At 77.5% G+C, this 23,613-nt stretch carries 29 protein-coding genes; 20 read left to right on the top strand and 9 right to left on the bottom strand.

Going from position 1 to position 23,613, the window contains the following annotated elements:
* Positions 1-7: 7 nt before the first annotated feature.
* From J3P29_RS07095 to J3P29_RS07105, 3 genes are read right to left on the bottom strand one after another with little or no spacing between them, the layout of a single operon-like run.
* Entirely contained in the window at positions 8-484 is a 477-nt protein-coding gene (locus J3P29_RS07095) for a hypothetical protein (protein ID WP_210492351.1), read from the bottom strand.
* Positions 481-1,746, bottom strand: a complete 1,266-nt coding sequence (locus J3P29_RS07100; protein ID WP_210492352.1) for a zinc ribbon domain-containing protein — start codon at positions 1,744-1,746, stop codon at positions 481-483. The genes J3P29_RS07095 and J3P29_RS07100 overlap by 4 nt, the downstream gene beginning before the upstream one ends.
* Before the next feature lie 58 nt (positions 1,747-1,804).
* The gene (locus J3P29_RS07105; protein ID WP_210492353.1) at positions 1,805-2,722 is read right to left on the bottom strand and encodes a glycosyltransferase; all 918 of its coding nucleotides are present in this window, start codon (positions 2,720-2,722) and stop codon (positions 1,805-1,807) included.
* 93 nt (positions 2,723-2,815) lie between these two features.
* Between J3P29_RS07105 and J3P29_RS07110 the strand changes: the two genes are divergently transcribed.
* The gene (locus J3P29_RS07110; RefSeq protein WP_210492354.1) at positions 2,816-3,124 is read left to right on the top strand and encodes a hypothetical protein; all 309 of its coding nucleotides are present in this window, start codon (positions 2,816-2,818) and stop codon (positions 3,122-3,124) included.
* Between the two features lie 37 nt (positions 3,125-3,161).
* Positions 3,162-3,740, top strand: a complete 579-nt coding sequence (locus J3P29_RS07115; RefSeq protein WP_210492355.1) for a non-canonical purine NTP pyrophosphatase — start codon at positions 3,162-3,164, stop codon at positions 3,738-3,740.
* A 53-nt stretch (positions 3,741-3,793) separates the two neighbouring features.
* On the opposite strand, the gene J3P29_RS07120 is transcribed toward J3P29_RS07115, so the two are convergent.
* The gene (locus tag J3P29_RS07120; RefSeq protein WP_210492356.1) at positions 3,794-3,934 is read right to left on the bottom strand and encodes a hypothetical protein; all 141 of its coding nucleotides are present in this window, start codon (positions 3,932-3,934) and stop codon (positions 3,794-3,796) included.
* Positions 3,935-4,242: 308 nt separating this feature from the next.
* Here J3P29_RS07120 and J3P29_RS07125 point away from each other — a divergent pair, with 308 nt between their 5' ends.
* The 17 genes from J3P29_RS07125 (at position 4,243) to J3P29_RS07205 (ending at position 19,983) form a co-directional block, all read left to right on the top strand.
* Positions 4,243-4,515 carry an HU family DNA-binding protein gene (locus tag J3P29_RS07125; RefSeq protein ID WP_210492357.1) on the top strand — a complete coding sequence of 91 codons (273 nt, stop codon included), beginning with the start codon at positions 4,243-4,245 and terminating at the stop codon, positions 4,513-4,515.
* Positions 4,516-4,562: 47 nt separating this feature from the next.
* Positions 4,563-5,456 (top strand): orotidine-5'-phosphate decarboxylase, encoded by an 894-nt coding sequence (pyrF, locus tag J3P29_RS07130; RefSeq protein ID WP_246851772.1) that lies wholly within the window; start codon positions 4,563-4,565, stop codon positions 5,454-5,456.
* A 46-nt stretch (positions 5,457-5,502) separates the two neighbouring features.
* Positions 5,503-5,805: a LysM domain-containing protein gene (locus tag J3P29_RS07135; protein ID WP_210492359.1), complete on the top strand. Its 303-nt coding sequence runs from the start codon at positions 5,503-5,505 to the stop codon at positions 5,803-5,805.
* Positions 5,798-7,063, top strand: coding sequence for a D-alanyl-D-alanine carboxypeptidase family protein (locus J3P29_RS07140; RefSeq protein WP_210492360.1), 1,266 nt, complete (start codon positions 5,798-5,800; stop codon positions 7,061-7,063). Before J3P29_RS07135 ends, J3P29_RS07140 begins: the two co-directional genes overlap by 8 nt.
* A gap of 15 nt (positions 7,064-7,078) precedes the next feature.
* Complete coding sequence (locus tag J3P29_RS07145) at positions 7,079-8,056, top strand: 1-phosphofructokinase family hexose kinase (protein ID WP_210492361.1); 978 nt, start codon at positions 7,079-7,081, stop codon at positions 8,054-8,056.
* A 131-nt stretch (positions 8,057-8,187) separates the two neighbouring features.
* Positions 8,188-9,330: a GuaB3 family IMP dehydrogenase-related protein gene (locus tag J3P29_RS07150; RefSeq protein WP_210492362.1), complete on the top strand. Its 1,143-nt coding sequence runs from the start codon at positions 8,188-8,190 to the stop codon at positions 9,328-9,330.
* 2 nt (positions 9,331-9,332) lie between these two features.
* Positions 9,333-10,985, top strand: coding sequence for a glutamine-hydrolyzing GMP synthase (guaA, locus tag J3P29_RS07155; protein WP_210492363.1), 1,653 nt, complete (start codon positions 9,333-9,335; stop codon positions 10,983-10,985).
* Entirely contained in the window at positions 10,982-11,584 is a 603-nt protein-coding gene (locus tag J3P29_RS07160; RefSeq protein WP_210492365.1) for a hypothetical protein, read from the top strand. Before guaA ends, J3P29_RS07160 begins: the two co-directional genes overlap by 4 nt.
* A 90-nt stretch (positions 11,585-11,674) precedes the next feature.
* Positions 11,675-12,118, top strand: coding sequence for a 50S ribosomal protein L13 (rplM, locus tag J3P29_RS07165; RefSeq protein WP_210492366.1), 444 nt, complete (start codon positions 11,675-11,677; stop codon positions 12,116-12,118).
* Positions 12,119-12,480: 362 nt separating this feature from the next.
* Positions 12,481-12,876, top strand: coding sequence for a 30S ribosomal protein S9 (gene rpsI / locus J3P29_RS07170; RefSeq protein ID WP_246851774.1), 396 nt, complete (start codon positions 12,481-12,483; stop codon positions 12,874-12,876).
* An 11-nt stretch (positions 12,877-12,887) separates the two neighbouring features.
* Positions 12,888-14,228, top strand: a complete 1,341-nt coding sequence (glmM, locus tag J3P29_RS07175) for a phosphoglucosamine mutase (protein ID WP_210492367.1) — start codon at positions 12,888-12,890, stop codon at positions 14,226-14,228.
* A 47-nt stretch (positions 14,229-14,275) separates the two neighbouring features.
* On the top strand, positions 14,276-14,647 hold the full coding sequence (locus J3P29_RS07180) for a holo-ACP synthase (protein ID WP_210492369.1): 372 nt from the start codon (positions 14,276-14,278) through the stop codon (positions 14,645-14,647).
* A complete protein-coding gene (locus J3P29_RS07185) occupies positions 14,644-16,212 on the top strand; it encodes an NAD(P)H-hydrate dehydratase (protein WP_210492370.1) in 1,569 nt (522 codons plus the stop codon). Before J3P29_RS07180 ends, J3P29_RS07185 begins: the two co-directional genes overlap by 4 nt.
* A 12-nt stretch (positions 16,213-16,224) precedes the next feature.
* Positions 16,225-17,352, top strand: coding sequence for an alanine racemase (gene alr, locus J3P29_RS07190; protein ID WP_210492371.1), 1,128 nt, complete (start codon positions 16,225-16,227; stop codon positions 17,350-17,352).
* Positions 17,349-18,644, top strand: coding sequence for a CCA tRNA nucleotidyltransferase (locus J3P29_RS07195; RefSeq protein WP_210492372.1), 1,296 nt, complete (start codon positions 17,349-17,351; stop codon positions 18,642-18,644). Before alr ends, J3P29_RS07195 begins: the two co-directional genes overlap by 4 nt.
* A gap of 10 nt (positions 18,645-18,654) precedes the next feature.
* Complete coding sequence (locus tag J3P29_RS07200) at positions 18,655-19,068, top strand: HIT family protein (protein WP_210492373.1); 414 nt, start codon at positions 18,655-18,657, stop codon at positions 19,066-19,068.
* 219 nt (positions 19,069-19,287) lie between these two features.
* Positions 19,288-19,983: a hypothetical protein gene (locus J3P29_RS07205; RefSeq protein WP_210492375.1), complete on the top strand. Its 696-nt coding sequence runs from the start codon at positions 19,288-19,290 to the stop codon at positions 19,981-19,983.
* A gap of 103 nt (positions 19,984-20,086) precedes the next feature.
* Here J3P29_RS07205 and J3P29_RS07210 read toward each other — a convergent pair whose 3' ends face one another.
* Genes J3P29_RS07210 through J3P29_RS07220 form a run of 3 tightly spaced genes read right to left on the bottom strand, consistent with a single transcriptional unit; the run spans position 20,087 to position 21,417 of the window.
* Positions 20,087-20,674 carry a hypothetical protein gene (locus J3P29_RS07210; protein WP_210492376.1) on the bottom strand — a complete coding sequence of 196 codons (588 nt, stop codon included), beginning with the start codon at positions 20,672-20,674 and terminating at the stop codon, positions 20,087-20,089.
* A gap of 31 nt (positions 20,675-20,705) precedes the next feature.
* On the bottom strand, positions 20,706-20,981 hold the full coding sequence (locus J3P29_RS07215) for a hypothetical protein (protein ID WP_210492377.1): 276 nt from the start codon (positions 20,979-20,981) through the stop codon (positions 20,706-20,708).
* Positions 20,982-21,015: 34 nt separating this feature from the next.
* Entirely contained in the window at positions 21,016-21,417 is a 402-nt protein-coding gene (locus J3P29_RS07220) for a helix-turn-helix transcriptional regulator (protein WP_210492378.1), read from the bottom strand.
* A 149-nt stretch (positions 21,418-21,566) separates the two neighbouring features.
* Between J3P29_RS07220 and J3P29_RS07225 the strand changes: the two genes are divergently transcribed.
* Positions 21,567-22,013 carry a CBS domain-containing protein gene (locus J3P29_RS07225; protein ID WP_210492381.1) on the top strand — a complete coding sequence of 149 codons (447 nt, stop codon included), beginning with the start codon at positions 21,567-21,569 and terminating at the stop codon, positions 22,011-22,013.
* Positions 22,014-22,148: 135 nt separating this feature from the next.
* Here the strand turns inward: J3P29_RS07225 and J3P29_RS07230 are convergent, their stop codons facing one another.
* Both J3P29_RS07230 and trxB read right to left on the bottom strand, forming a co-directional pair.
* The gene (locus tag J3P29_RS07230; protein WP_210492382.1) at positions 22,149-22,313 is read right to left on the bottom strand and encodes a hypothetical protein; all 165 of its coding nucleotides are present in this window, start codon (positions 22,311-22,313) and stop codon (positions 22,149-22,151) included.
* A 268-nt stretch (positions 22,314-22,581) separates the two neighbouring features.
* A complete protein-coding gene (gene trxB / locus J3P29_RS07235) occupies positions 22,582-23,559 on the bottom strand; it encodes a thioredoxin-disulfide reductase (protein ID WP_210492383.1) in 978 nt (325 codons plus the stop codon).
* Between the last annotated feature and the right edge of the window lie 54 nt (positions 23,560-23,613).

Below are 23,613 nucleotides of genomic sequence, written 5' to 3' on the forward strand. Positions count from 1 at the left end.
CCGGGGGCTACGGGGTCGTCCCGCCGCTGGCGGTGCCGGCCGCGCCCTGCGGCAGGGTGCCGGCCGCGTCGGGCGACGCGACCCCCTCCGGGAGCGTGGTGCCGCCGGCCGGCGCGCCGGTCGCGGGCGCGCCGTCGGTGGGCGTGCCCGTCGCCGGCGCGCCGGCCGTCGGCGTTCCCGCGGGGGCGCCCGTGGCCGGCGCGCCGGGGGTCGTGGCGGCGGGGACGACCGCGCCGGGGACGGTCTGCGTCGTCGTCGCCTCGGGGGCGTCCGTCGTGGTCGTCAGCGCCACGAACGCCCCGAGCGTGCCGCCGGCGACGACGAGCACGAGCGCCGCGACCGCCGCGAGGGGCAGCTTCCAGTTGGGGGTGGGGCGCATGCGCGTGCGGGCGGGCGCGCCGCACGACAGGCACCATGCCTGCTCCTCGCCGACGGTGTTGCCGCACCGCGGGCAGACGACGGCGGTCGGCGGGACCTGGCTCATCGGCCGTCGGCGCCCGGGGCGCTCTCGGAGCCCGGCGTCCGGTCGGACGCGCCGCCCGGCGCATCGTCGGCGCCCGGAGCGGCGCCCTCGGGCGTGGCGGGCTCCGGCGTGCCGGTCCCCGCCCCGGCGGGCGGGACGGACGCGACGGGCGCGCCGCCGCCGTACGGGGTGCTCGGCCCGGCGGCGGGCGGCGGGGCCGTCGGGTGGGTCCCGGTGGCGGTGGGCGGCCCGGCGGCGGGCGGGCCGGCGACGGTCGCCGGGTCGACCGCGGCCTGGGCGACGGTCTGGCCCACGCGGATCCCGCACTGCGGGCAGAAGTTCGCGTCGCTGCCGTGCAGCGCGCCGCAGCGCAGGCACACGGAGACCCCGGGGGCGTACAGCTCCTCGATCGGACGGTAGTCGCGCAGGCCGTGCTCGAGGGCGTGCAGCTCCGTGTCGATCTGTCGCAGCGCGTCGACCTTCGCGCCGACGAGCACCTCGTTCGTGGCGTTCGCGCGCCGCAGCTCGAAGACCAGGCCGCCCAGGTCGCGGTACCCGAGCTCGCGGACCTGACGCAGGTACCGCAGACGTCGGCGCATCCGCCCGCGATTGCGCACGCCGACGCGCTGCGGCACGACGGCGACGCCGTCCGCGGACGTGTCGCCGGGCACGGCGGGGGCGACGGGGGCGGCCGCGGGGGCCCCGGCGGGGGCGGCCGCCGGGGCGACGGCGGCGGGCGGCGCGGGATCGCCCTGCGGCGCCGCGGCGTCGGGAACGGGGTCGGGCGTCGCCGCCGGGGCGGGCGCCGCGGGGCCGACGGCGTCCGGGCCGGGGGCGGCGGGGGCGAGCTGCCGCTCGTCCGTGGCGGCGGCGACGCCGGCGTCCTGGCCCGGGGCGGGGCCGGAGAGCTGGTGCACGCGGGTGGGCGCCTCGCCGGCGGCCGGGGTGGTGGGGGAGGGGAACGCCGCGTCGGTCGCCGCCGCGGGGGCGACCGACGCGGCCGGGTCCGCGTCGGCACCCGCGAGGGCCGGCGCGTCGGCGCCCGGATCGGCGGCCGCGACGGGGTCGCTCTCGGCCGGGCCGTCCGCGGCCGGGGCGTCCGCGGTGCGAGCGGCGCCGGGCGCGGCCGGCGGGGCCCCGGCGGCCGCGGGGTCGGCCGGCGACGGCTCGCCGGGCGGGGCCGACGCGGGAGCGACCTCGGTCGGCGGCTCGGCGGCGCCCGCGGCGGCGGGCTCGCCGTCCTTCCCGGAGCGCTGGCGGATGCGGTCGAAGAGGCTGCTCATGACGGTGGGGCGCGGCGCGGGGTCGGTCCGCCCGGCCGCGCGCCGAGTCTAGCGGCGTTCAGAGGGCGCTTCGCCAGGCGTCCGCCAGGCGCGCCGCGTAGGCGTCGGTGCCGTGCGCGGCCGCGACGACGCGCCCCGCCACGCGCGGGTCGTCGTCGCGCAGATGGGGCTCGAGCGCCGCCCGCCACGCCGCCAGGTCCCACGGCGCGCAGAGGCAGCCGGCGACGCGGCCGACGGTGTCCGCGTGCGCGCCCGTCGGCGTGGCGAGGACGGGGACGTCGCAGGCCAGCGCCTCGACGGCGGCGAGCCCGAACCCCTCGTGCTCGCTCGGGACGACGACGGCGGTCGCGGCGTTGATCCAGGCCCGCATGCGTTCGGGCGGCTCGCCGCCCAGCGTCCGCAGCGGCAGGCCCGCGGCCGCCGCGAGCTCGCGCGCGCGGTCGACGCGCTTCACCCGGCGGTCGGCGCCGTAGGGGAAGAGCAGGAACGGCTCGTCCGGGTCGAGGCCGAGCGCGCGCCGCGCCTCGGGGCGGGCGAGCGGCCCGAAGCGCGCCAGGTCGAGCCCGACCGGCAGGGTCCGGGCGCGGCGGCGGAACGGCGGCGGCAGGAGCGCCGCCAGGTCGTCCGAGGCCAGGCCGATCAGCCGCTGCGTCGGCAGGACGGCCAGCGTCGCGCGCCGCGAGCGCGGGTGGCGCAGGTCGCGCCCGTGCAGCGTCACTCCCCTCACACGCGCGCGCACGAGGAGCGCGGGCACCGCGGTCAGGCCGAAGTGGGCGTGGACGACGTCGTAGCGGCGTCCCCGGTGCCGCGCCCGCAGGCCCCGGGCCGCGGCGCGGTAGGCCCCGGGCGGGACCTCGTCCAGCGTCACGTCCAGGCCCGGCAGGCGCCGCAGCGCCGCCACCTGGTCGCGGACGAAGCCGCCGCGCTCGGGGTGCGCCGCGTCCGGCGCCATGTTCGACACGACGAGGATGCGCATCCGGCGCTGATTGTGCACGGTCCGGGCCTGGAGACGGCACGGCCCCGCGGCGGACGATGGCGACGCAATCCACCCCGAGACCGGAGGCACCCCATGTCCACCATCCCCAGCGCCCGTTCGTCCGCCCTCGTCCCGTCCGCGCCGACGGCCGTCGCGGCCCGGGCCCACCACGGCCTGCTGCGGCTCGCCGACGGCGCCGCGCGGGTGCCCGCCCGTCTGCGCGACGAGCGCGGCCAGGGCACCGTCGAGTACGTCGCCCTGGCGATGCTGATCGCCGCCGTCATGGCCGGCGTCGTGCTGGCCGCCGGCGGCCTGAAGGGCGGCGGCATCGCCCAGGCCGTCGTCGAGAAGGTCAAGGCGGCGATCGGCGCCGCCGGGAAGACGCCGGCCGCCGCGAAGTGACGCGGACCGCGGGCACGGCGCCGCGTAGGATGGCGCCGTGCCCGACCTGGTCCTCGCCACGCGCAACCCGCACAAGGCCGAGGAGTTCGGCGCGCTCCTGGCGCCCTGGACCGTCGTGCCGCTGCCCGCGGACGTCGAGCTGCCCCCCGAGGACGGCACGACCTTCGCCGAGAACGCTCTCGGCAAGGCCCGCGCGGCGGCCGCGGCGACCGGGCGGGCGTCGTTCGGGGACGACTCCGGCGTCGCGGCCGAGGCGCTCGACGGCGCCCCCGGCGTGCGCTCGGCGCGCTTCGCGGGCGAGCACGCCACGGACCGGGAGAACCTCGACCTGCTCCGCGAGCGGGTCCCGGTCGGCAGTCCGCTGGCCTACGTCTGCGCGATCGCCTACGTGGATCCGGCGGCCGGGGTGGAGCACGTCGTCGAGGCGCGTTGCACGGGGCGCATGGCGCCCGAGCCGCGCGGCACGAACGGCTTCGGGTACGACCCCGTCTTCGTCGCCGACGACGACCCGGCGGGCCGCACGATGGCCGAGCTCGCGCCCGAGGAGAAGGCCGCGATCTCGCACCGCGGCCGGGCCGTCGCGCTGCTGCGCGACTGGCTCGCCGCCGAGGGCTGATCGGCCCGCAGCGCGGTCCCGGGCTCGGGACCGGCGGCGCGGAAGAGCCCTGCTCAGCGCAGGTTGATCGCGGCGGAGAGGCCGACGGCCCCCGCGACCGCGCCGTACCCCGTCCGGTGCCCGAGCACCAGGATCAGGGCCGTCACGAGGCAGGCCAGGACGACGATCGCCCAGGCGATCCGCTCGAGGGTCATGCGGGGTATCCAAGCACCTCGCCGGACGGCCGGCGCGGCGGCCGGTCCGGCGGCCGCGGCGGCTGCCGGGCGGCGGCGCGCGCGGCGTCGTCGTCGCGTCCAGCGCCGCCGCCGGCGCGGCGCCCGCCGCGGTCCGTCGCCCGTCCCCGCCGGGGGGTCGCACGACGTTCCGTCCACTGGGGACGGCACACTCTCGCCGTCCGTCCCTCGCCCCGACGGGGCCGGCGGACCGCCGCTCCGCTCCTGCGGGGGGCGTGCAGACGCGATAGCGTCGCAACCCAACCAGTGCCCCACAGGAGGATCTGAAGATGACGAAGGCAGAGTTCGTGGATCACGTGGCCGAGAAGGCCGGTCTCGGCAAGAAGGACGCGCAGGCCGCCGTCGATGCGGTCCTCGACACCATCAGCGACGCCCTGGCGCGTGGCTCCGAGGTGACGTTCTCCGGCTTCGGCAAGTTCTCGGTCGCCGAGCGCTCCGCCCGCAAGGGCATCAACCCCGCCACGGGCGAGCAGATCGACATCGCGGCGAAGAAGCTGCCGAAGTTCGCCGCCGGCGCGGCCCTGAAGAAGGCCGTCGCCTGACGACGAACCCCTCCGACGCCCGGTCGGCCCCCGCTTTCGGGGCCCGGCTGGCGTCCGCGGTCGTCCGCCGGGGCAGCGCCATCGCGGTCGGGCTCGATCCCGACCCCGCACGGCTCTGGCCCGGGGGCCGTACCGTCCCGGCGGGCCTCGCCCCCGCCGACGCGGCGGCCTTCGCGGTCGCCGACCACTGCCGGCGCGTCCTCGACGCCACGGCACCCGCCTGCGTGGCGGTGAAGCTCCAGAGCGCGTCCTTCGAGCGGCTCGGCGCCCCCGGCGTCGCCGCCCTGCGCCAGGTCGCGGACCACGCCCGCGCGCTCGACCTCCTCGTCGTGCTCGACGCCAAGCGCGGCGACATCGACGTCTCCGCCGCCTCGTACGCCAGCGCGGCCTTCGGCGGCGTCGCCACGCCCTGGGGCGCGGTCCCCGGCACCGGCGCGGACGCCGTGACCGTCGCGCCGTACATGGGCGCCGACTCCATCCGCCCCTTCCTCGACGCCGCCGCGCCCGTCGCGGGCGGCGCGTTCGTCCTCGTCCGCACCTCGAACCCCGGGGCCGCCGACCTGCAGGAGCGCGCGCTCGACGACGGCGAACCCGTGTGGGCGGCCACCGCTCGGCTCGTCGCCGCGCTCGGCGACGAGGCGACGCCCGCCGGCGACGCCGTCGCCGCGGTGGGCGCGGTCGTGGGCGCCACGGCGCCCGACCGCATCGGCCGGCTGCGCGAGCTCATGCCGCGCGCGCCGTTCCTGCTGCCCGGCGTCGGCGCCCAGGGCGGCCGCGTCGAGGACCTCGCCGCGGCGTTCGCCCCGGGGCCCGGCGCCGCGCTCGTGACGGCCTCCCGCTCCGTGGTCGGCGCGGGGGACGCCCCCGGTGCCGAGGACCACCCGACGGCGGCCCGCCGCGCCGCGGAGGCGCTGCGCGAGGCGGCGGCGGGCCTGGCCTGAGCGCCCGGCTGCCGTCGCACGACGCAGACGCCCTATGCTGCCCCGGATGCCGCCGCGCAGCCCCTTCCGCTTCCTCGCCCCGGGCGCGCTGGTGGCCGTGGTCGTCGCGGTGTTCCTGGTGGTCTCCGCGGGCCGTTCGCCGCAGGGCGGCGGCGAGCCGGCGTCCCGCACGACCGCGACGACGGCGACGAAGCAGCCGAAGCGGAAGACGTACACGATCCGCGCGGGGGACAACCTGAGCGAGATCGCGGCGCGGTACGGCCTGACGGTCGAGCGCCTGCTCGAGCTCAACCCGCGGGTGGACCCGCAGGCGATCCGGGCCGGACAGCGGCTGCGCCTGCGTGACTGAGCCGCGCCGGCGGCCCCTTCGCGCCCGAGCGGTCGCCCTCCTCGTCACCCTCCTGGCCCTCGCGGGGGCCCTCGCCCCCGCGGCCCCGGCCGCGGAGCCCCAGGTCTCGGCGCCCGCGGCGCTCGCCGTCGAGCTCTCCACCGGCGACGTCGTCTTCGACCGCCGCGCCGACCAGCAGCGCGCGATCGCGTCGACGACGAAGCTGATGACCGCGCTCGTCACGCTCGAGCGGGGGAAGGACCTGGACGCGCGCATCGCGGTGCCGCGCTACCCCGCCACCCCCGGCGAGTCGCTCGCGAACCTGCACCCGGGGGACCGGATGACCGTGCGCGACCTGCTCGGCGGGCTCATGCTGCCCTCGGGCAACGACGCCGCGTACGCCCTGGCCCGCGGCGTCGGCGGCTCCGTCGACGCGTTCGTCGGCCTGATGAACGCGCGGTCGCGGGAGCTCGGGCTGCGGGCGCGCTTCCGCAACCCGATCGGGCTCGACGCGCGCGGCCACCACGCCAGCGCCGCCGACCTCGTCAAGCTCACGCTGCTGCTGCGCCGGTACCCGGTCTTCCGCGAGATCGTCGACTCCCGGTCGCTCCGGCTGACGTCCGCGTCGCCCGCGATCACCGTCGAGAACCGCAACACCCTCGTCCAGACGATCCCCTGGGTCGACGGCGTGAAGACCGGGCACACGAGCCAGGCCGGCTACGCGCTGGTCGCGTCGGGGCGCCGCCACGGCGTCTCCGTCGTCACCGTGGTCCTCGGCACGGACTCCGAGGCGGCCCGCGACCGGGACTCGCTCGCGCTCCTGCGCTACGCGCTCGGGCGCTACCGCCGGGTGACGGCCGTCCGGCGCGGCGCGGCGGTCGGCCGGCTGCCGCTGCGCTACCGGGACGCGCGCGTCGCCCTGCGCGCGGACGCCGCCGTCGTCCGCACCGCCCGCCGGGACGAGCGGCTCAGCACCCGCCTCGTCGGCACGCCCGCCGACGTGGAGGGGCCGCTGCCCGCCGGCACGCGCCTGGGCACGATCGAGGTGCGGCAGCGGGGGCGGGTCGTCGCCCGCGTCCCGGCCGTCACCGCCACCGCGGTGGCGAAGGCGACCTTCTGGGAGCGGCTGGACGACGAGCTCGCGCGCGGGCCCGTCCGGGCGCTCGTGGTCGTCGCCGTGGTCCTCCTGGCGGCGCTCGCCGTGCTCCTGGCGCGTCACCGCCGGGGATCGGGTCGTCCGCCTCGCGGCGGGGTCCGCCGGGCCTCGCGGACCCCGTAGGGTGGGGTCCGCGCGATGATCATCACCGTCACCCTGAACGCGGCGATCGACCGCTCCCTCGTCGTCCCGAACATCCGGCTCGGCCACCGGCACCGGGCGGTCGAGCAGACGACGCTCGCGGGCGGCAAGGGCGTCAACGTCGCCCGCACCCTCAAGACGCTCGGACAGCCCGTCATCGCCACCGGCTTCGCGGGCGGCCACACCGGCACCCGCATCGTCGAGCAGCTCACCCGCGAGTCGATCCTCAACGACTTCGTGCGGATCGCCGACGAGTCGCGCACGAACACCGCGATCTTCGACCCCACGAGCGGCGTCCAGACCGAGGTGAACGAGAAGGGCCCCCGGGTCGACGAGCGCGAGATCGAGCTCTTCCGCGAGAAGCTCCTGTACCTGGCGCGGGGCGCCGACATCGTCGTCATGGCGGGGTCGCTTCCCCGCAACGTGCCCGACGCGATCTACGCCGACCTCGTGCGCGAGCTGCGCAAGATGGGCGTGCGCGTCTACGCCGACACGGACGGCGAGCCGCTGCGCCACGTCCTGAAGGCCGAGCCGGATGGCCTGACGCCGAACCAGCTCGAGACCGAGGAGGTCGTCGGCCACGAGTTCGCCGGCGACGAGGACCGCGCGCTCGCGATCCGCGAGCTGCTGGACCAGGGCGTCCGCGAGGCGGTCATGACGCTGCAGGACGGCTGCGTGGCCGGCGTCCGCCACGACGGCGGCGCCGGCGGCCCCGTCGGCGAGCACCTGCTGCGCGCCCGCATCGAGCTGCGCGAGACCGTCGCGCGCATCGGCTCGGGCGACGCGTTCCTCGCCGGGCTCGTGGCGGCGCGCTACGAGCAGCGCTCCGACGAGGAGGCGCTCCGCTACGCCGTCGCGTGCGGCGCGGACGCCACGCAGCGGCTCGGCGCCGGCATCGTCGACCCGCGGCAGGTCGAGCGCGTGCTGCACGACGTGCACATCGAGCCGATCGCGCTCGACGTCGACGACGACTGAGCCGGCCGCGCCCGCCGGCGCGGCCTCGCCGCCACGCGCAGGCCCGGGTCGCGCCGCGCGATCCGCCCGGCCGGTGCGTCGTCGGCCGCCCCGGACGACGCCCGTCCGCCTCCTGCGCGATCCTGTGGGGCATGGAGATCGAGATCGGCCGGGGCAAGAAGGCCCGCCGCGCCTACGGCTTCGACGAGATCACGATCGTGCCGTCGCGCCGGACCCGCAACCCGGACGAGGTCGACGTCGCCTGGAAGCTCGGGCCGTACCGCTTCGAGCTGCCGCTGCTCGCGGCGCCGATGGACGCCTCCGTCTCGCCGGCCACGGCGAAGGCGATCGGCCGCATGGGCGGCCTGGCGATCCTGGACCTCGAGGGCGTGTGGACCCGCCACGAGGACGCCGACGCCCAGCTCGCCGCGCTCGCCGAGCTGCCCGAGGCCGAGGCCGCCGTGCGGCTGCGCGAGCTGCACGCCGCGCCCGTCCGGCCCGAGCTGATCCGCGAGCGGATCCGCGACATCAAGTCCGAGCCCGGCGTGGTCGTCGCGGGCGCGCTGACCCCCCAGCGGGTGCGCCGGCACTACGAGGTGGCGCTCGACGCCGGCCTCGACGTCCTGGCGATCGTCGGCACGGTCGTCTCGGCCGAGCACGTCGCGAAGGACGGCGGCGACCCGGACCACGAGGTGCTGAACCTCAAGGAGTTCATCGCCGAGATGCCGATCCCGGTCGTCGTCGGCGGTTGCTCGAGCTACCACACGGGCCTGCACCTGATGCGCACCGGCGCGGCGGGCGTGCTCGTCGGCGTCGGCGCGGGGGCAGGGTCCTCGGTCCGCCAGGTGCTGGGCGTCGGCCTGCCGCAGGCGACCGCGATCTCCGACGTCGCGGGCGCCCGCTCGACGCACGTCCTCGAGACGGGCGAGTACGTCCAGGTCATCGCCGGCGGCGGCATGCGGACGGGCGGCGACCTGGCGAAGGCCATCGCCTGCGGGGCCGACGCGCTCATGCTCGGCGCGCCGCTCGCCCGCGCCGCCGAGGCGCCCGGCCGCGGCTGGCACTGGGCGCACACCGCGGCGCACCGCGAGCTCCCGCGCGGCAACCGCGTCCGCGTCGGTACCGTGGGCTCCCTCGAGCAGGTGCTCCTCGGTCCCGCCGAGGACGGCGCCGGCACCACCAACCTCATCGGCGCCCTCAAGCGCTCCATGGCCGTCTGCGGCACGCTCGACCTCGCGGAGTTCAACCGCGCGGAGATCGCCGTCGCCCCGGCCGCCAACGACCCCATCGCCTGACCTTGACCGCTTCCGCCACGCCCCCGCCCAACCCGCTCCCCTCGGGCGCGGACGTCGACGAGGTCGTCGTCCTCGACTTCGGCGGCCAGTACAGCCAGCTCATCGCGCGCCGCGTGCGCGAGTGCGGGGTGTTCTCCGAGCTGCTGCCGCACCACGTGGGCGCCGATGAGGTTCGCCGGCGCAATCCGAAGGGCATCATCCTCTCGGGCGGCCCCGCGTCGGTCTACGCGCCCGAGGCGCCGCCGCTCGATCCCGCGCTCCTCGAGATCGGGGTCCCGGTCCTGGGCATCTGCTACGGCATGCAGCTCCTCGCGAAGGAGCTCGGCGGCCGCGTCGAGTCGGCCGAGGTCGGCGAGTACGGCCGCTCCCAGCTCACGGTCCACGAGCACGGCACGCTGCTCAAGGGCCAGCCCGACGAGCAGCCCGCGTGGATGAGCCACCGCGACACCGTCTACACGCCGCCCGAGGGCGCGGTCGCGCTCGCCAGCTCGACGTCGTCGCCCGTCGCGGCGTTCGAGTCCGCGGAGCGCCGCCTGTACGGCATCCAGTACCACCCCGAGGTCGTCCACACCCCGTACGGCCAGCAGACGCTCCAGACGTTCCTGCGGGACGTCTGCGGCTGCGACCTGAACTGGTCCGCGGCCAACATCGCCGAGGAGCAGATCCGCCTGATCCGCGAGCAGGTGGGGGACGGCAAGGTCATCTGCGCGCTCTCCGGCGGCGTCGACTCGTCCGTGGCGGCGCTCCTCGTCCACCAGGCGATCGGCGACCAGCTGACCTGCGTCTTCGTCGACCACGGCCTGCTGCGCAAGAACGAGGGCGAGCAGGTCAAGAAGATGTTCGGCGAGCACTTCAAGGTGCCGCTCGTCGTCGTCGACGCGAAGGACCGCTTCCTCGACCGCCTGTCCGGCCTGACGGACCCCGAGGCGAAGCGCAAGACGATCGGCACCGAGTTCATCCGGATCTTCGAGGAGGAGGCGCTGAAGCTCGCCGCCCCCGCCGGCGACCCGGGCGAGGCGCCGGCCGACACGGACGTCGAGGTCAGCGGCGAGCCGTCCGGCGGCGCGCGCTTCCTCGTCCAGGGCACCCTCTACTCCGACGTCATCGAGTCGGGCGGCGGGACGGGCGCGGCGACGATCAAGAGCCACCACAACGTCGGCGGCCTGCCGGACGACATCGAGTTCGAGCTCGTCGAGCCGCTGCGCGCGCTCTTCAAGGACGAGGTGCGCGCGGTCGGCACCGAGATCGGCCTGCCCGAGCGGATGGTCTGGCGGCAGCCGTTCCCGGGGCCGGGCCTCGCGATCCGCATCGTCGGCGGCGTCGTGACGGAGGAGAAGCTGGACATCCTCCGCGAGTGCGACGCCATCCTGCAGGAGGAGGTCCGCGCCGCCGGCCTCTACCGCGAGCTGTGGCAGAGCTTCTGCGTGCTGCCCGACGTCCGCACCGTCGGCGTGCAGGGCGACGAGCGCACGTACGGGTACGTCGTGGCCGTCCGCGCGGTCACCTCGGACGACGCGATGACCGCCGACTGGGCGCGGCTGCCGTACGACCTGCTCGACCAGGTCGCGACGCGGATGGTCGGCGAGGTCCGCCAGGTCAACCGGGTGGTGCTCGACATCACGAGCAAGCCGCCCGGCACCATCGAGTGGGAGTGAGCCGGCCGTCGGGCCGCACGGGCGCCCGTCGCGGCGCCCGCCCCGGACGCTCCGGCGGCCGGGGGAGCGGGGGCGGCCGCCGCCCCCGCATCCGCCGCGAGGCGCCCTCCCGGGCGCCTCGCGCCGTCCTGTACCTGGGCGGCGGCGTCGCGATCGGCGCGGCCGGGCTGGCGGGGGCGCTGCCGCTCGCGCACGTCCCGCTCGCCGTGGCGGCCGTGCTGCTGCTCGTCGGGATCGCGAGCCGCGAGGACGCGCCCTGGGGCGCCGTCCTCGTGCTCGGTCTGGCGGGCCTGGGGGTCCTGGCCGCCGAGCGGGGCTGGGTGCCGCGCGTCGAGCCCACGCGCGACGTGGGCGCCGCCGTGGGCGCGGGCGCGGGGCTGGTGCTCGTCGTCCTGCTGGACGCGTACGGCGCCGTGGTCGGCGTCGCGTCCACCGCCGCTGCCGTCGCGGGGGTCGCGGCGGTGATCGCGGCGCGCGAGGACGTGGCCGCGCTCGCGCGCCCCGAGACGTGGGGGGCCTTGCTCTTTCTGCTCGGAGCCGTCAACCTGTTGCTGTGGGCACGCGACCGCGAGGTCGCGCTGTCCGGGCCTCGGCGCTGACGCCGGCCCACCCGCAGCGCGAAGGTGCGCCCGACTGCGCTACCATCGCTCGCCGCTGCGCGTCACTTCCCTGCCCGCGCACGACCCGAGATGCCCGTGAAGACGTACGTCGCCGATTCCGAGACCCGCGAGCGCTCCTGGTACGTGGTGGATGCCACCGACCAGACGCTCGGGCGCCTCGCCACCCAGATCTCCGAGCACCTGCGCGGCAAGCGCAAGCCGGAGTACACCCCGCACGTCGACACCGGCGACTTCGTCGTCGTCGTGAACGCCGAGAAGATCGCGGTCACGGGCAACAAGCGCACCGACAAGCTGTACCACCGCCACTCCGGCTTCCCGGGCGGCCTGTACACGCGCACCTTCACGGAGCAGCTCGAGAAGCAGCCCGAGGAGATCATCCGCAAGGCCGTCAAGGGCATGATGCCCAAGAACCGCCTCGCGAAGAAGCAGCTGACCAAGCTCAAGGTCTACGCCGGCCCCGAGCACCCGCACGTGGCCCAGAAGCCGCAGGCCCTGGAGATCAACGCCCGATGACTGACGACGTCACCCCCGACGAGACGCCGGAGACCGACGCGGCGCAGAACGACGCCCCGACCCCGGAGGCCGCGGCGCCCGAGAGCGCGCCCGCCGAGCCGGTGGCCGAGGACGCGTCCGCCGAGGAGGCCCCCGCCGAGGACGCGCCTCTCGAGGACGAGGACGAGACGCCCCGCGTCAAGCCCGCCATCCCCGGTGCCGACCTCGAGGTCGACATCGTGATGGACGGCGAGCAGGGCGCCGACAAGACCGACGAGTTCGGCTACTACTACGAGGGCGACGACGCCGAGGCCGAGGCCGGCGAGGGTGCCGAGGGCGACGAGGCCGCCGAGAACGAGCCGATCGCCGACGTCTCGATCGACCTGTCCGAGGGCGCGCGCTACGCCGCCACCGGCAAGCGCAAGTCCGCCATCGCCCGCGTGATCCTGTCCCCGGGCACGGGCCAGTACACGGTCAACGGCAAGGACCTCGACACGTACTTCCCGCGCGAGGCCCTGCGGCGCACGATCCGTCAGGCCCTCGAGGTCGTCGGCCAGGACGAGAACCTGGACGTCACGGCGCGCATCACCGGCGGCGGCGTCGCCGCCCAGGCCGGCGCGCTGCGTCACGGCATCTCGCGCGCCCTCCTCGTCGCGCAGCCCAACCTGCGCGGCGAGCTGAAGAAGCGTGGCTTCCTGACGCGTGACGCGCGCGTCAAGGAGCGCAAGAAGCCGGGCCTCAAGAAGGCCCGCAAGCGCCCGCAGTTCTCCAAGCGCTAGGTTCCCGCCTCATGGGACGACGGCTCTTCGGCACCGATGGCGTCCGGGGAGCCGCCGGAGCGGTCCTCACGGCCGAGCTCGCACTGCGACTCGGCCGTGCCGCCGTTCTGGGGGCGTTTCCGGACGGTCGCGGCGACGGCCCGCGCCCGCGGGTCCTCGTCGTACGGGACACGCGCGAGTCGGGCCCGATGCTCGAGGCGGCCTTCGCGGCCGGCGCCGCCGCGTGCGGGGCGGACGTCGCCCTGGCCGGCGTGGTGCCCACGCCGGCGGCGGCGCTCATCGTCCGGCGCCGCGGGTACGACCTGGCCGCCGTCGTGTCGGCGTCGCACAACCCGTTCGCCGACAACGGCATCAAGCTCTTCGGTCCGGACGGCCGCAAGCTGCCCGACGACGCCGAGGAGCGGGTCTCCGCGCTCGTCGAGGCGCTGCCGGACGAGGCGCTGCACGCCACCGACATCGGCACCGTCGCGCCGCTCCCGGGCGCCGCGGACGAGCACCTGGCCGCGCTCGACGAGCGCTTCGCCGGCCTCGACCTGACGGGCCGCCGCATCGCGCTGGACTGCGCGAACGGCGCCACGGTCGGCGTCGCCCCCGAGGCGTTCCGCCGGCGCGGCGCCGACGTCGTCGTGACCGGCGACGCCCCGGACGGACGCAACATCAACGCCGGCGTCGGCTCGACGCACCCCGAGGCGATCGTCGCGCTCGTGCGCGAGAGCGGCGCCGAGCTGGGCTTCGCCTTCGACGGCGACGGCGACCGGCTGCTGGCGGTCGACGCGGACGGGCGGCCCTACGACGGCGACGAGCTGCTGGCGATCATGGCCCGGCACCTGCACGCCGCCGGGCGCCTGCAGGGCGGCGTGGCCGTGACCGTGATGTCGAACTACGGCTTCCACCGCGCGATGGACGCCGCCGGCATCCCGGTCGCGACGACGCCCGTCGGCGACCGGCACGTCATGGCGGCGCTCGCCGAGCGCGGGTGGAACCTGGGCGGCGAGCAGTCCGGCCACCTCATCGAGACCGGCTTCGTCCCGTCCGGAGACGGCGTCGCCGCCGCGCTGTTGCTCGTCGAGGCGCTCGCCGGCCGCCCGCTCGCGGACAGCGGCGCGATGGAGCGCCTGCCGCAGGTGCTGGTCAACGTCCCCGTCGCCGACCGCGACGGCGCGATGGGCGACCCGGCTCTGCGCGACGCGATCGCCGCCGCGGACGCCGACCTGGCGGGCCGCGGCCGGGTGCTCGTGCGCGCGTCGGGCACGGAGCAGCTCGTGCGCGTCATGGCCGAGGCGCCGACCGAGGACGAGGCGCGCGCGGCGTGCGAGGCGCTCGTGGCGCAGGTCCCCGGACGCGTCGGCTGAGCTCCCGCCGCGGCGGGGCGACCCGCCACGGCGGATAGCATCGCGGCATGCGCGAGGGCGTCGGGATCGACCTGCTGGACGTCGGGCGGCTGCAGGCCGCGCTCGACCGGCGCCCCGCCCTGCGCGAGCGGCTCTTCACCCGCGGCGAGCTCGACGCCTGCGCCGACCGGCCCACGCGCCACCTGGCCGCGCGGTTCTGCGCGAAGGAGGCGGTGACGAAGGCGCTGCGACTCGACGCGCTGCGCCCGCTCGAGATCGAGGTCGTCGGCCGCGGCGGACCGCCGAGCGTCCGCCTGCACGGCGCCGCCCGGGCCCGCGCCGACGCGCTCGGCGTCGCCGTCGCGGTCTCGCTGACCCACGAGCGCCACACCGCGGCCGCGATGGCGTGGGCCGTGCCGGCCACGGGGGAGGAGGCGTGACCGCGGTGCTGCCCCCGGGGCTCGACCCGCTCGTCGACGCGGAGGCGATGCGCGCGACGGACCGCTGGGCCATCGACGCGGCCGGGGTGCCGGGGACCGAGCTGATGGCCGCCGCGGGAGGGGCCCTCGCGGACGCGGTCACCGCCACGGCGCCGCAGGGCCCGGTGGTGGTCGTCTGCGGCGCCGGCAACAACGGCGGCGACGGCTACGTCGCCGCCCGGCTCCTGCGCGACGCCGGGCGGCCCGTTCGCGTGCTCAGCACCGTCCCGGACGAGCGGCTGCGGGGCGACGCGGCGTGGGCGCGCGACGGCTGGGGCGCCCCCGGCGAGGCGTGGGATCCGGCGGCCCTGGAGGGCGCGGCGGTGCTCGTCGACGCGATCCTCGGCACCGGCGCCACCGGCGCGCCGCGGGGCACGGCCGGCGAGGCCATCGCCGCGCTCGCGGCGGCGGGGCGCGACGGCACGCCGGTGGTCGCGTGCGACGTCCCCTCCGGCGTCGACGCGACGACCGGCGAGGTCGCGGGCGACGCCGTGCCGGCCACCGTCACCGTCACCTTCCACGCCGCTCCGCCGGGGCTGTGGATCACGCCGGGCAAGACCCACGCCGGCGAGGTCCGCGTCGTCCCGATCGGCATCCCCGACGACGCGGCGGCGCACGTCCCCGCCGCCTGGGCCGGCCTGCTGACCGCCCGGCTGCTCGACGCGCTGCCCACCCGGGCCCCCGGCGGCACGAAGTTCCGCTCGGGGCACGTCGTCGTCGCCGGCGGCGCGCCGGGGATGAGCGGCGCCCCGTGCCTGGCCGCGCGGGGCGCCATGCGCGCCGGCGCGGGCTACGTGACCGTCGCGGCGCCCGCGGCGATCGAGACGGCGGTCCTCGTCCGCGCGCCCGTCGAGGCGCTCGGGCGCACGCTCCCCGACGGCGAGGACGGCGGCCTGACCGTGCACGCCGTCGGCCCGCTGCTCGAGGCCGTCGGCCAGCACGGGGGCACGCTCGTCGTCGGCCCCGGCCTGGGCCGGGGCGGGTCGCGGCCCGCCCTGGTCCGCGCGCTCGCCGAGCGCGTCGACGGGCCCGTGCTCTTCGACGCGGACGCCCTCTTCGCGGTCGCGGGCGATCCCGAGGCGCTGCGGTCCGCCGCCCATCCGGACCGCCCGGCGGTGCTCACGCCGCACGCGGGCGAGCTCTCCCGGCTGCTCGACGTCCCGACGGACGACGTCGCCGCCCACCGGCTGCAGCACGCCCGGGACGCCGCCCGCCGCGCCGGCGCCGTCGTGGTGCTCAAGGGCGACGACACGCTCGTGGCCGCGCCCGACGGCCGCGTGGGCGTCAGCCCCGGCGGCGTCCCGGCGCTCGCGACGGCCGGGACCGGCGACGTGCTCTCCGGGGTGATCGGCGCGCTCCTGGCGCGCGGGACCGACCCGTTCGTCGCCGCCTGCGCCGGCGTCTGGCTGCACCTGCGCGCCGGCGCCCTGGCGGCGGAGGAGCACGGCACGGACGGCGTCGTGGCGACCGACGTCGCCGACCGGCTCGGCCACGTCCGCCGGCGCCACGGGGCCGGCGAGGGGTAGCGTTCCGGGGCGATGCGTTCCGTCGCCCGGATCAACCTCGCCGCCCTCGAGCGCAACGTCGGACGGATCCGCGCGCACGTCGGCCCGGGCGTGGCGGTGTGCGCGGTGGTGAAGGCCGACGCGTACGGGCACGGCGCGGTGCCCGCCGCGCGGGCGGCCCTGGCGGCGGGCGCGACGTGGCTCGCGGTCGTGACGGCGGGGGAGGCGACCGAGCTGCGCCGCGCCGGCGTGGACGCGCGGCTGCTCGTCCTGGGCCCGCTGCCGGGCGACGACCTGGCCGAGGCGGTCGACGCCGGCGCCGAGGTCGTCGTGTGGGAGGAGGAGGGCCTGGCCCGCCTGCTGGAGCTCGGCCGGCCGGCGGCGGTCCACGTCAAGCTCGACAGCGGCATGGGGCGCCTGGGCCAGCGCGACCCCGAGGTCGCGCTCGCGCTCTGCCACCGGGTCGCCGACGCCCCCCACCTGCGCCTGACCGGGGCGATGTCCCACTTCGCGACCGCCGACGAGCGCGGCGACGCGTTCTTCGGCGAGCAGCTCGGCCGCTTCCGCGCGTTCGCGGACCGCGTGCGCGAGCGCTTCCCCGGGGTCGTGCTCCACGCGGCGAACAGCGCCGCGACGTTCCGCGACCCCGCCGCGCACTTCGACATGGTGCGGCCCGGGGTCGCCATGTACGGGATGGACCCCTTCCAGCAGGACCCGGCGGCGCTCGGCCTGGAGCCCGTCATGCGCTGGACGAGCGCCCTCGTGTCCGTCAAGCCGCTGAGCGCGGGGGAGAGCGTCGGCTACGGGCGCCACTTCGTCACCGCGCGCGACACGACGATCGGCAACGTCCCCGCCGGCTACGCCGACGGCATGCGCCGCGCGCTGCGCTGGGGCCACGCCGAGCTGCTCGTCGCCGGCCGGCGGGTGCCGCTCGTCGGCTCCGTCTCGATGGACAGCGTGGGCGTCGACCTGGGCCCGGGCGCCCGGGAGCGCGTCGGCGATCCGGTGACCATCCTCGGCGCCGACGGCGACGAGCGCATCACCGCCGAGGAGATCGCCGGGCGGCTCGAGACGATCAACTACGAGGTGACGTGCATGGTCGGGCCGCGCGTCCCGCGCCTGCACCATCGCGACGGCGAGCCGGACGCCGGCGCGGCGTGAGCGCCGCCGGGGACGGCTGGCCGCCCGTCGTGGCGGTCCTCCGCGAGGTGCTGACGGACGGTCCGGACGCCTGGATCGTCGGCGGTGCCGTGCGCGAGCGCCTGCGCGGGCAGCCGATCACCGACGTCGACGTCGCGATCGCCGGCGACGACGCGGCAGGGCCCGTCGCCCGCGCGCTCGCCCGCCGCGCCGGCGGACACCCGTTCCGCCTGTCGGACGCCTTCGGCGCCTGGCGGGTCAGCGCGGCGGCGGACGCGGACCCGGCGTGGCAGGTCGACCTGACCCCGCTGCAGGGCCCCGACCTGGCGGCCGACGTCGCGCGGCGCGACCTGACGGTCAACGCCCTCGCCGTCCCCGTGGCCGGCGGGCCGCTCGTCGACCTGGTGGGCGGCGAGGAGGACCTGCGCGCGGGACGCCTGCGCGCCGTCGGGACGGACGCCTTCGCGGCCGATCCGGTGCGCGTCGTCCGGCTCGCCCGCTTCGCCGCCGAGCTCGCGGCCGACCCGGAGGCGGAGACGCTCGCCCGGGCGCGCGCCGCCGCCCCGGCGCTGGCCGACGTGCCGGGCGAGCGGGTCCTGCCCGAGCTGCTGCGGGCGCTGACGGGCCCGGGACGCCGGCGCGGCGTGCGCGTCGCGGCCGCCGCCGGGGCGCTCCACGTCCTGCTGCCCGCCGCCACGGACCCCGAGGGCGTCGTCCTCCCGGCGGTCGACGCCGCCCTGGAGGCCCTCCTCGGCGCCCCTGCGGGGGTGCCGGAGGCCGCCGAAGGGGATCGCGCCTGGTTGGCCGCGCGCGCCGCCGAGCCGTCCCGCCGCGAGACGCTCGCCCTCGCCGCGCTCGTGCACGGCGCCCCCGACCCTGCGGCCGCGCTCGCGCCCCTGCGGCCCAGCCGGGCTCGGCGCACCGCCGTCGCGCGCGCCGTCGCGGCCGTGCCCCGCGTCGCGGCGCTCCCGCCCGCCGCGGATGCCGTCGCGCTGTACGCCGCGCTGCGCCCGGCCGGCACCGATGCCCCCGAGGCGCTCCTGCTCGCCCGCGCGCTGCTAGGCCCCGCGGACGTCCCCTGGGCGCCGCTCGCGGCCCGGGCCGTCCGCTGGGCGGCCGGGCCGCCGGCGGCGCCGGTGACGGGCGACGAGCTCGTCACCGCCCTCGGCGTGCCGCGCGGCCCCGCGCTCGGCGCGCTGCTGACCCGGCTGGCGATCGCCCACGACGCCGGCGAGCTGGGGGGCCGCGACGACGCGCTGGCGCTCGCGCGGCGGCTCCACGCCACGGACCGGGCCGCCACGGACGGCGGGTAGGCTGGGCCGCATGGCCCAGGATCCGGACTGCATCTTCTGCAAGATCGTCGCCGGCGAGCTGCCGTCGCTCGTCGTGGCGGAGGACGAGCGCACGGTCGCGTTCCTCGACGTCAACCCGGCGACGCCGGGTCATACGATCGTCGTGCCGCGCGACCACAGCGCCGACCTGCACGCGATCGGCGCGGAGGACCTGGCGGCCTGCGCGGCGATGGGGCAGCGCGTCGCCGGGCTGCTCGTCGACCGCCTGGACGCGGCGGGCGTCAACCTGCTCAACAACGTCGGCGCCGCCGCGTGGCAGACCGTCTTCCACTTCCACCTGCACGTGGTGCCGCGCTACGCCGACGACCCGCTGACGCTGCCGTGGATCCCGGCGCCGGGCGACCGCGACGAGATCGGGCGGACGCACGCGCGCCTGACGGCCTAGCGACGGCCTAGCGACCGGCGGCCGGGCGCCGCGTTGCAGGGGGCGACGCGGGGCGCGGCATGGGGGAGGATGGCGCCGAGGCACGCGCCGTGCCGGCGCCCGACCGTCCTCGCCGCCGGCGGTCGACGCCCCGATCCGGAGCCCGCACCGCCGCCCCAGGCGCGGACGGCGCGGTCCGGATCGCCGCAACTTCCCCGCCCCCGGAGGGTTCCGATCACCATGAGCAGTCGTCGTCTCGTCGCTTCCCTGGGTCTCGCGGCCGCCGCCGCGGTCGCCCTGCCGGGCGCGGCGTCAGCAGCCACGATCTCCGAGGTCGGCACGGTCACGGACGGCCGGCCTCCCCGGTGCCCGGACTCGTGCTCCGTCGTCACCCGCACGACCGCGCTGCCGACGTCGGTGAACGGGGACCGCAGCGTCTACACCGTGCCGGCGAACGGCCGGATCGTCGCCTGGAGCGTCACGCTCGGCGCCCCGTCCGCGGACGACCGCAAGGCACTCGAGAAGCAGCTCAACCGCGCGAGCGCGCAGCTCATGGTCATCCGCCGCGGCAAGAGCGTGAACGGCACGGTCGTCGGCGCGTCGTCGGTGAAGCGCCTGGACCCGTACTTCGGCGGCGAGGTGACCTTCGCCCTGCCAACGTCGATCGCGGTGCGCAAGGGCGACGTGATCGGGCTGAGCATCCCCTCCTGGGCCCCCGTGCTCGTCCAGGGGTACGACGCCAAGACGTCCTGGCGCGCCAGCCGGCCCCGCGGCCGCTGCGGCGGCACGACGGACGACCGCAAGCAGGACTACTACGTCGACACGACGCTGAAGACCGGCGCGTCGGGGACGTTCAACTGCCTCTACAAGGCCGAGCGGATGGCCTACACGGCGACGTTCGTGCCGAACCCCACGAAGCGCGCCGCCTCGCGCTGAGGCACCGCCGGACCGTCGCGTCGCGCTGAGGCGCGTCCGGCCCGCCGCGGCGGGCCGGGGAACCGGCGGGGGCCCGCGGCGCGCCCGGGCGCGCCGCGGCGGATCAGCAGACGCCGGGGTTGTTCTGGCAGAAGGTGCTGAACTCGCTCGGCGACGAGCCGCCGCTGGCCCCGGACCCCGAGGACGTTCCGGAGGACGTCGACCCGGACGAGCCCGCGCCGGAGGACCCGGAGGACGTCGACCCGCCGGACGACGTGCCGCCGGAGGACGAGCTGGTGCCGCCGCTGCCGCCGGCGCCCGCCGTGGAGGTGCCGCCGTCCGACGCGGCGCCCGAGGACGGGGTGCCGGAGCCGGACGCGCTGCCCCCGCCCGAGGCGTCCGACGTCCCGGCGGCGCCGTCGTCGGCGCCCGCGGACGACGGCGCGTCGGCCGCGTCGCCGGTGGCGCTGCCGTCGTCGGCGCTCGGCGCGGGCGTCGGGCCGGTCGTGGCGGTGGTGGCCGACGGCAGGTCGGTGATCTCGCCGGCGCGGTCGCCGGCGCCCTCGGTGCCGCCCGTTGGGGGCTGCAGCGCGGGGACCGACTTCGGCTGGACGTCGCCGGCCAGCTCGTCGCCGCCGCAGGCGGTGACGCCCGCGGTCCCGGCGAGGAGCACCGCGGCGGTCAGGAGACGGGGGAGGAGGCCCGGGGACATGGCGCGGGGAGCGGCCGTCCGCGGCGCGGCGTCAGGCGGCCAGGTCGACCGCGGGCAGGCGACGGCCGCAGGTGGGGCACTCCGCCAGGTCGAGCTGCGCCATCTGGCCGCAGTGCGGGCAGTGGCGGAGGTTCTCGATCGCCCACGGCAGGTTCGAGGCGCTGGGGGCGAGCGGGACGAGCGCCCCGACGACCTCGAGCTTCTCGCCCGTGTCGCGGTCGCGGTACGTGTGCCCCGGCTGGGCCTCGATGATCACCTCGCGGCCCGAGGAGGGCGCGCGGAAGCGGTAGCGCTGACGGAGGGCCATGCGGGGAAATCTACCGGCTGGGGTGCCCCCGCGCTCAGACCGTCGCGACGGGGCGGTCGGCGGCTTCGCGCAGCTCGCGCAGGCGACCGATGTGCCGGCCGATGCGGTACTGCGAGGGGGCGACCCCGTGGTGGCGGCGGAAGGCCTTGGCGAACTGGGCGGGCTGGCGGTAGCCGACGGCGCGCGCGGCCTCGCGCACGGAGACCGGGCCGCTGGCCAGCATCTCGGCGGCCTGCTCCATGCGGATCCCGATCAGGGCGCTGCGGAAGCTGGTGCCGCCGACCTCCTGGAAGGCCCGCTGCAGCTGGCGGCAGGAGCAGGCGACGCGGTCGGCGAGGTCGGCCACCGTCAGGTCCGACGCGTACTCCTCGCGGAGCACCGAGAGGGCCTCCTCGTAGAGGGCCGTGCGGATGTAGATCGTGTCGGGTCGGCGCATGTCGTGAGGGATACGCGCCAGCCGGCCCGCGGGATCACTTGTCGCGCGAACTTGTCGCTCGCGGGGCGCGTCCGGTGTACTCTCGCAGGGCGGTCGTGCGAATACGCACGACCGCGAGTGACTTCCAGCACGAAGACCGGAGGAGCGCCATGCTCGTGGCCGATGCGATGACCACCCTGACCCTGGAGCTCGGACCGGGGCACACGCTGCGCCGTGCGGCGGAGTGCATGACGGAGCGGCGCGTGGGCGCCGCCGTGGTGAGCGACCCGGACGGCGCGGGGCCGGGCATCATCACCGAGCGCGACATCCTGCGCGCCCTCGGATCGGGCCTCGACGTGGACGCCGAGCTCGTGGGCGAGCACGCGTCGACGGACGTCGTCTACGCCGCGCCGGAGTGGTCGCTCGACGACGCCGCGGCGGCGATGGTCGAGGGCGGCTTCCGGCACCTCGTCGTGATGCGCGGGTCCGAGCTCGCGGGGATCATCTCCGTCCGCGACATCTCGCGGGCGTGGGCGCAGGAGCGCGGCGTCCTCGAACGGCGTCGCGGCGGGGTCGCGGCCGAGGAGCACGACGAGGCGGTCGTCGGCACGGCCTGAGGGTCGGGAGCGGGCCGCGGGGGCGTCGGCGCCCGCGGGGGCTGCGGATCCGGGACGCCCCCGGGCGCTGGTCAGCGCGGGGGCGGGTCCGGGTCGGGAGGGCGGCCGTCGCCTGCGGCGGCGACCGGCGCGGCGCTAGTGGTGCCGCTGGGCGTCGTCGCCCGTGCGGCGGGCGTCGTCGCGGCGGCGCGCGGCGTCGCGGTCCGCCGTCGTCTCGCGGCGGTTCGCGCGGAGCGTCTCCCGCAGCTCCTGCGGGTCGGCCGGGGTCACCTTCGGGAAGCTGTACGTGTTCTGGTCCATGGTGGTTCTCCTCCTACGAACACCGGTTCCGGCAAGAGGTTGCTGTCTCGCCCGTGCCCGGTAGGTCGGCGCCGGAACCGGCTTCTTGACGTCCGGACGTGTACGGCGGACGATCGTCGACGGCCCGGACGGACGTGGTCGTGGGTCGGAGCCCGTGCTTCGCCGCCCGGCGCGGCGGTCCTGCCGTCGCGCGTCCGGGCGCGTGGCCGGAGCGGGGGGGGCGGCGTCCGGGCGCCCCGCCAGGGCGGGGCGCCCGTCGCGTCCGGCCTCAGGCCGTGGCGACGTCGTCCGCGAGGACGGGGACGTCGCGCAGGTACCGCTCCGCGTCGAGCGCGGCCTTGCAGCCGGAGCCCGCGGCGGTGATCGCCTGGCGGTACGAGGGGTCGACCAGGTCGCCGGCGGCGAACACGCCGGGCCGGCTCGTCCGCGTCGTCACGCCCTCGACGACGACGTAGCCCTCGTCGTCCGTCTCGACCTGGCCCTGCACGAGCTCGCTCTGCGGGTCGTGGCCGACGGCGATGAAGGCGCCCGTCACGTCGAGGCGCTGCTCCTCGCCGGTCTCGCTGTGGCGGAGCACCGCCGTCGAGAGCGGCGTGAGGCCCTCGCCCGCCTTCGCCTCGAAGCGGTCGACGACGTACGGGGTCAGGAAGCGGATGTTCTCCACGGCGCGGGCGCGCTCGACCATGATCGCCGACGCACGGAACTCGTCGCGGCGGTGCACGATCGTGACGGAGCGGCCGAACTTGGCGAGGAAGATGGCCTCCTCCATCGCCGAGTCGCCGCCGCCGACGATGAGCGTGTCGTGGTCCTTGAAGAACGCGGCGTCGCACGTCGCGCAGTACGAGACGCCGCGGCCGGACAGCTCGTCCTCGCCGGGCACGCCCAGGCGGCGGTGCTCGGCGCCCGTGGCCACGATGACGGCCCGCGTGCGGTACTCCGTGTCGTCGACCCAGACGCGGTGCAGCTCGCCGGGCTCCGAGGCGAGCTCCACCTTCGTGACCTGCTCCGTCTGCAGGCGCGCGCCGAAGCGGGCGGCCTGGTCGCGCAGGTCCTGCATCATGTCCGGCCCCAGGATGCCCTTCGGGTAGCCCGGGAAGTTCTCCACGTCCGTGGTCTGCTGGAGCAGGCCGCCCCAGTTCCAGCCCTCGATGACGAGCGGCTCGAGCTCGGCGCGGGCGGTGTAGAGCGCCGCCGTGTAGCCGGCGGGACCGCTGCCGATGATGATGACGTTCTCGGGGTCCGGCATGGGTTCCTTCTGGTCGCGTGGAGCGGACGGACGGCCCGCTCCGCCCCACACTTT

The sequence above is a fragment of the Patulibacter sp. SYSU D01012 genome (assembly GCF_017916475.1).
In the GTDB taxonomy this organism is placed as follows: Bacteria; Actinomycetota; Thermoleophilia; order Solirubrobacterales; family Solirubrobacteraceae; genus Patulibacter.

What these genes read in the sequence shown, in the direction of transcription:
- J3P29_RS07200 (WP_210492373.1), top strand. Translation starts at nt 18,655, where the DNA reads ATGGCCCAGGATCCGGACTGCATCTTCTGCAAGATCGTCGCCGGCGAG.
- J3P29_RS07110 (WP_210492354.1), top strand. Translation starts at nt 2,816, where the DNA reads ATGTCCACCATCCCCAGCGCCCGTTCGTCCGCCCTCGTCCCGTCCGCG.
- J3P29_RS07210 (WP_210492376.1), bottom strand. Translation starts at nt 20,674, where the DNA reads ATGTCCCCGGGCCTCCTCCCCCGTCTCCTGACCGCCGCGGTGCTCCTC.
- J3P29_RS07150 (WP_210492362.1), top strand. Translation starts at nt 8,188, where the DNA reads ATGGAGATCGAGATCGGCCGGGGCAAGAAGGCCCGCCGCGCCTACGGC.
- J3P29_RS07215 (WP_210492377.1), bottom strand. Translation starts at nt 20,981, where the DNA reads ATGGCCCTCCGTCAGCGCTACCGCTTCCGCGCGCCCTCCTCGGGCCGC.
- J3P29_RS07180 (WP_210492369.1), top strand. Translation starts at nt 14,276, where the DNA reads ATGCGCGAGGGCGTCGGGATCGACCTGCTGGACGTCGGGCGGCTGCAG.
- J3P29_RS07095 (WP_210492351.1), bottom strand. Translation starts at nt 484, where the DNA reads ATGAGCCAGGTCCCGCCGACCGCCGTCGTCTGCCCGCGGTGCGGCAAC.
- alr (WP_210492371.1), top strand. Translation starts at nt 16,225, where the DNA reads ATGCGTTCCGTCGCCCGGATCAACCTCGCCGCCCTCGAGCGCAACGTC.
- J3P29_RS07230 (WP_210492382.1), bottom strand. Translation starts at nt 22,313, where the DNA reads ATGGACCAGAACACGTACAGCTTCCCGAAGGTGACCCCGGCCGACCCG.
- J3P29_RS07220 (WP_210492378.1), bottom strand. Translation starts at nt 21,417, where the DNA reads ATGCGCCGACCCGACACGATCTACATCCGCACGGCCCTCTACGAGGAG.
- J3P29_RS07100 (WP_210492352.1), bottom strand. Translation starts at nt 1,746, where the DNA reads ATGAGCAGCCTCTTCGACCGCATCCGCCAGCGCTCCGGGAAGGACGGC.
- J3P29_RS07145 (WP_210492361.1), top strand. Translation starts at nt 7,079, where the DNA reads ATGATCATCACCGTCACCCTGAACGCGGCGATCGACCGCTCCCTCGTC.
- glmM (WP_210492367.1), top strand. Translation starts at nt 12,888, where the DNA reads ATGGGACGACGGCTCTTCGGCACCGATGGCGTCCGGGGAGCCGCCGGA.
- J3P29_RS07125 (WP_210492357.1), top strand. Translation starts at nt 4,243, where the DNA reads ATGACGAAGGCAGAGTTCGTGGATCACGTGGCCGAGAAGGCCGGTCTC.
- rplM (WP_210492366.1), top strand. Translation starts at nt 11,675, where the DNA reads ATGCCCGTGAAGACGTACGTCGCCGATTCCGAGACCCGCGAGCGCTCC.
- J3P29_RS07135 (WP_210492359.1), top strand. Translation starts at nt 5,503, where the DNA reads ATGCCGCCGCGCAGCCCCTTCCGCTTCCTCGCCCCGGGCGCGCTGGTG.
- J3P29_RS07105 (WP_210492353.1), bottom strand. Translation starts at nt 2,722, where the DNA reads ATGCGCATCCTCGTCGTGTCGAACATGGCGCCGGACGCGGCGCACCCC.
- J3P29_RS07225 (WP_210492381.1), top strand. Translation starts at nt 21,567, where the DNA reads ATGCTCGTGGCCGATGCGATGACCACCCTGACCCTGGAGCTCGGACCG.
- trxB (WP_210492383.1), bottom strand. Translation starts at nt 23,559, where the DNA reads ATGCCGGACCCCGAGAACGTCATCATCATCGGCAGCGGTCCCGCCGGC.
- J3P29_RS07205 (WP_210492375.1), top strand. Translation starts at nt 19,288, where the DNA reads ATGAGCAGTCGTCGTCTCGTCGCTTCCCTGGGTCTCGCGGCCGCCGCC.
- J3P29_RS07120 (WP_210492356.1), bottom strand. Translation starts at nt 3,934, where the DNA reads ATGACCCTCGAGCGGATCGCCTGGGCGATCGTCGTCCTGGCCTGCCTC.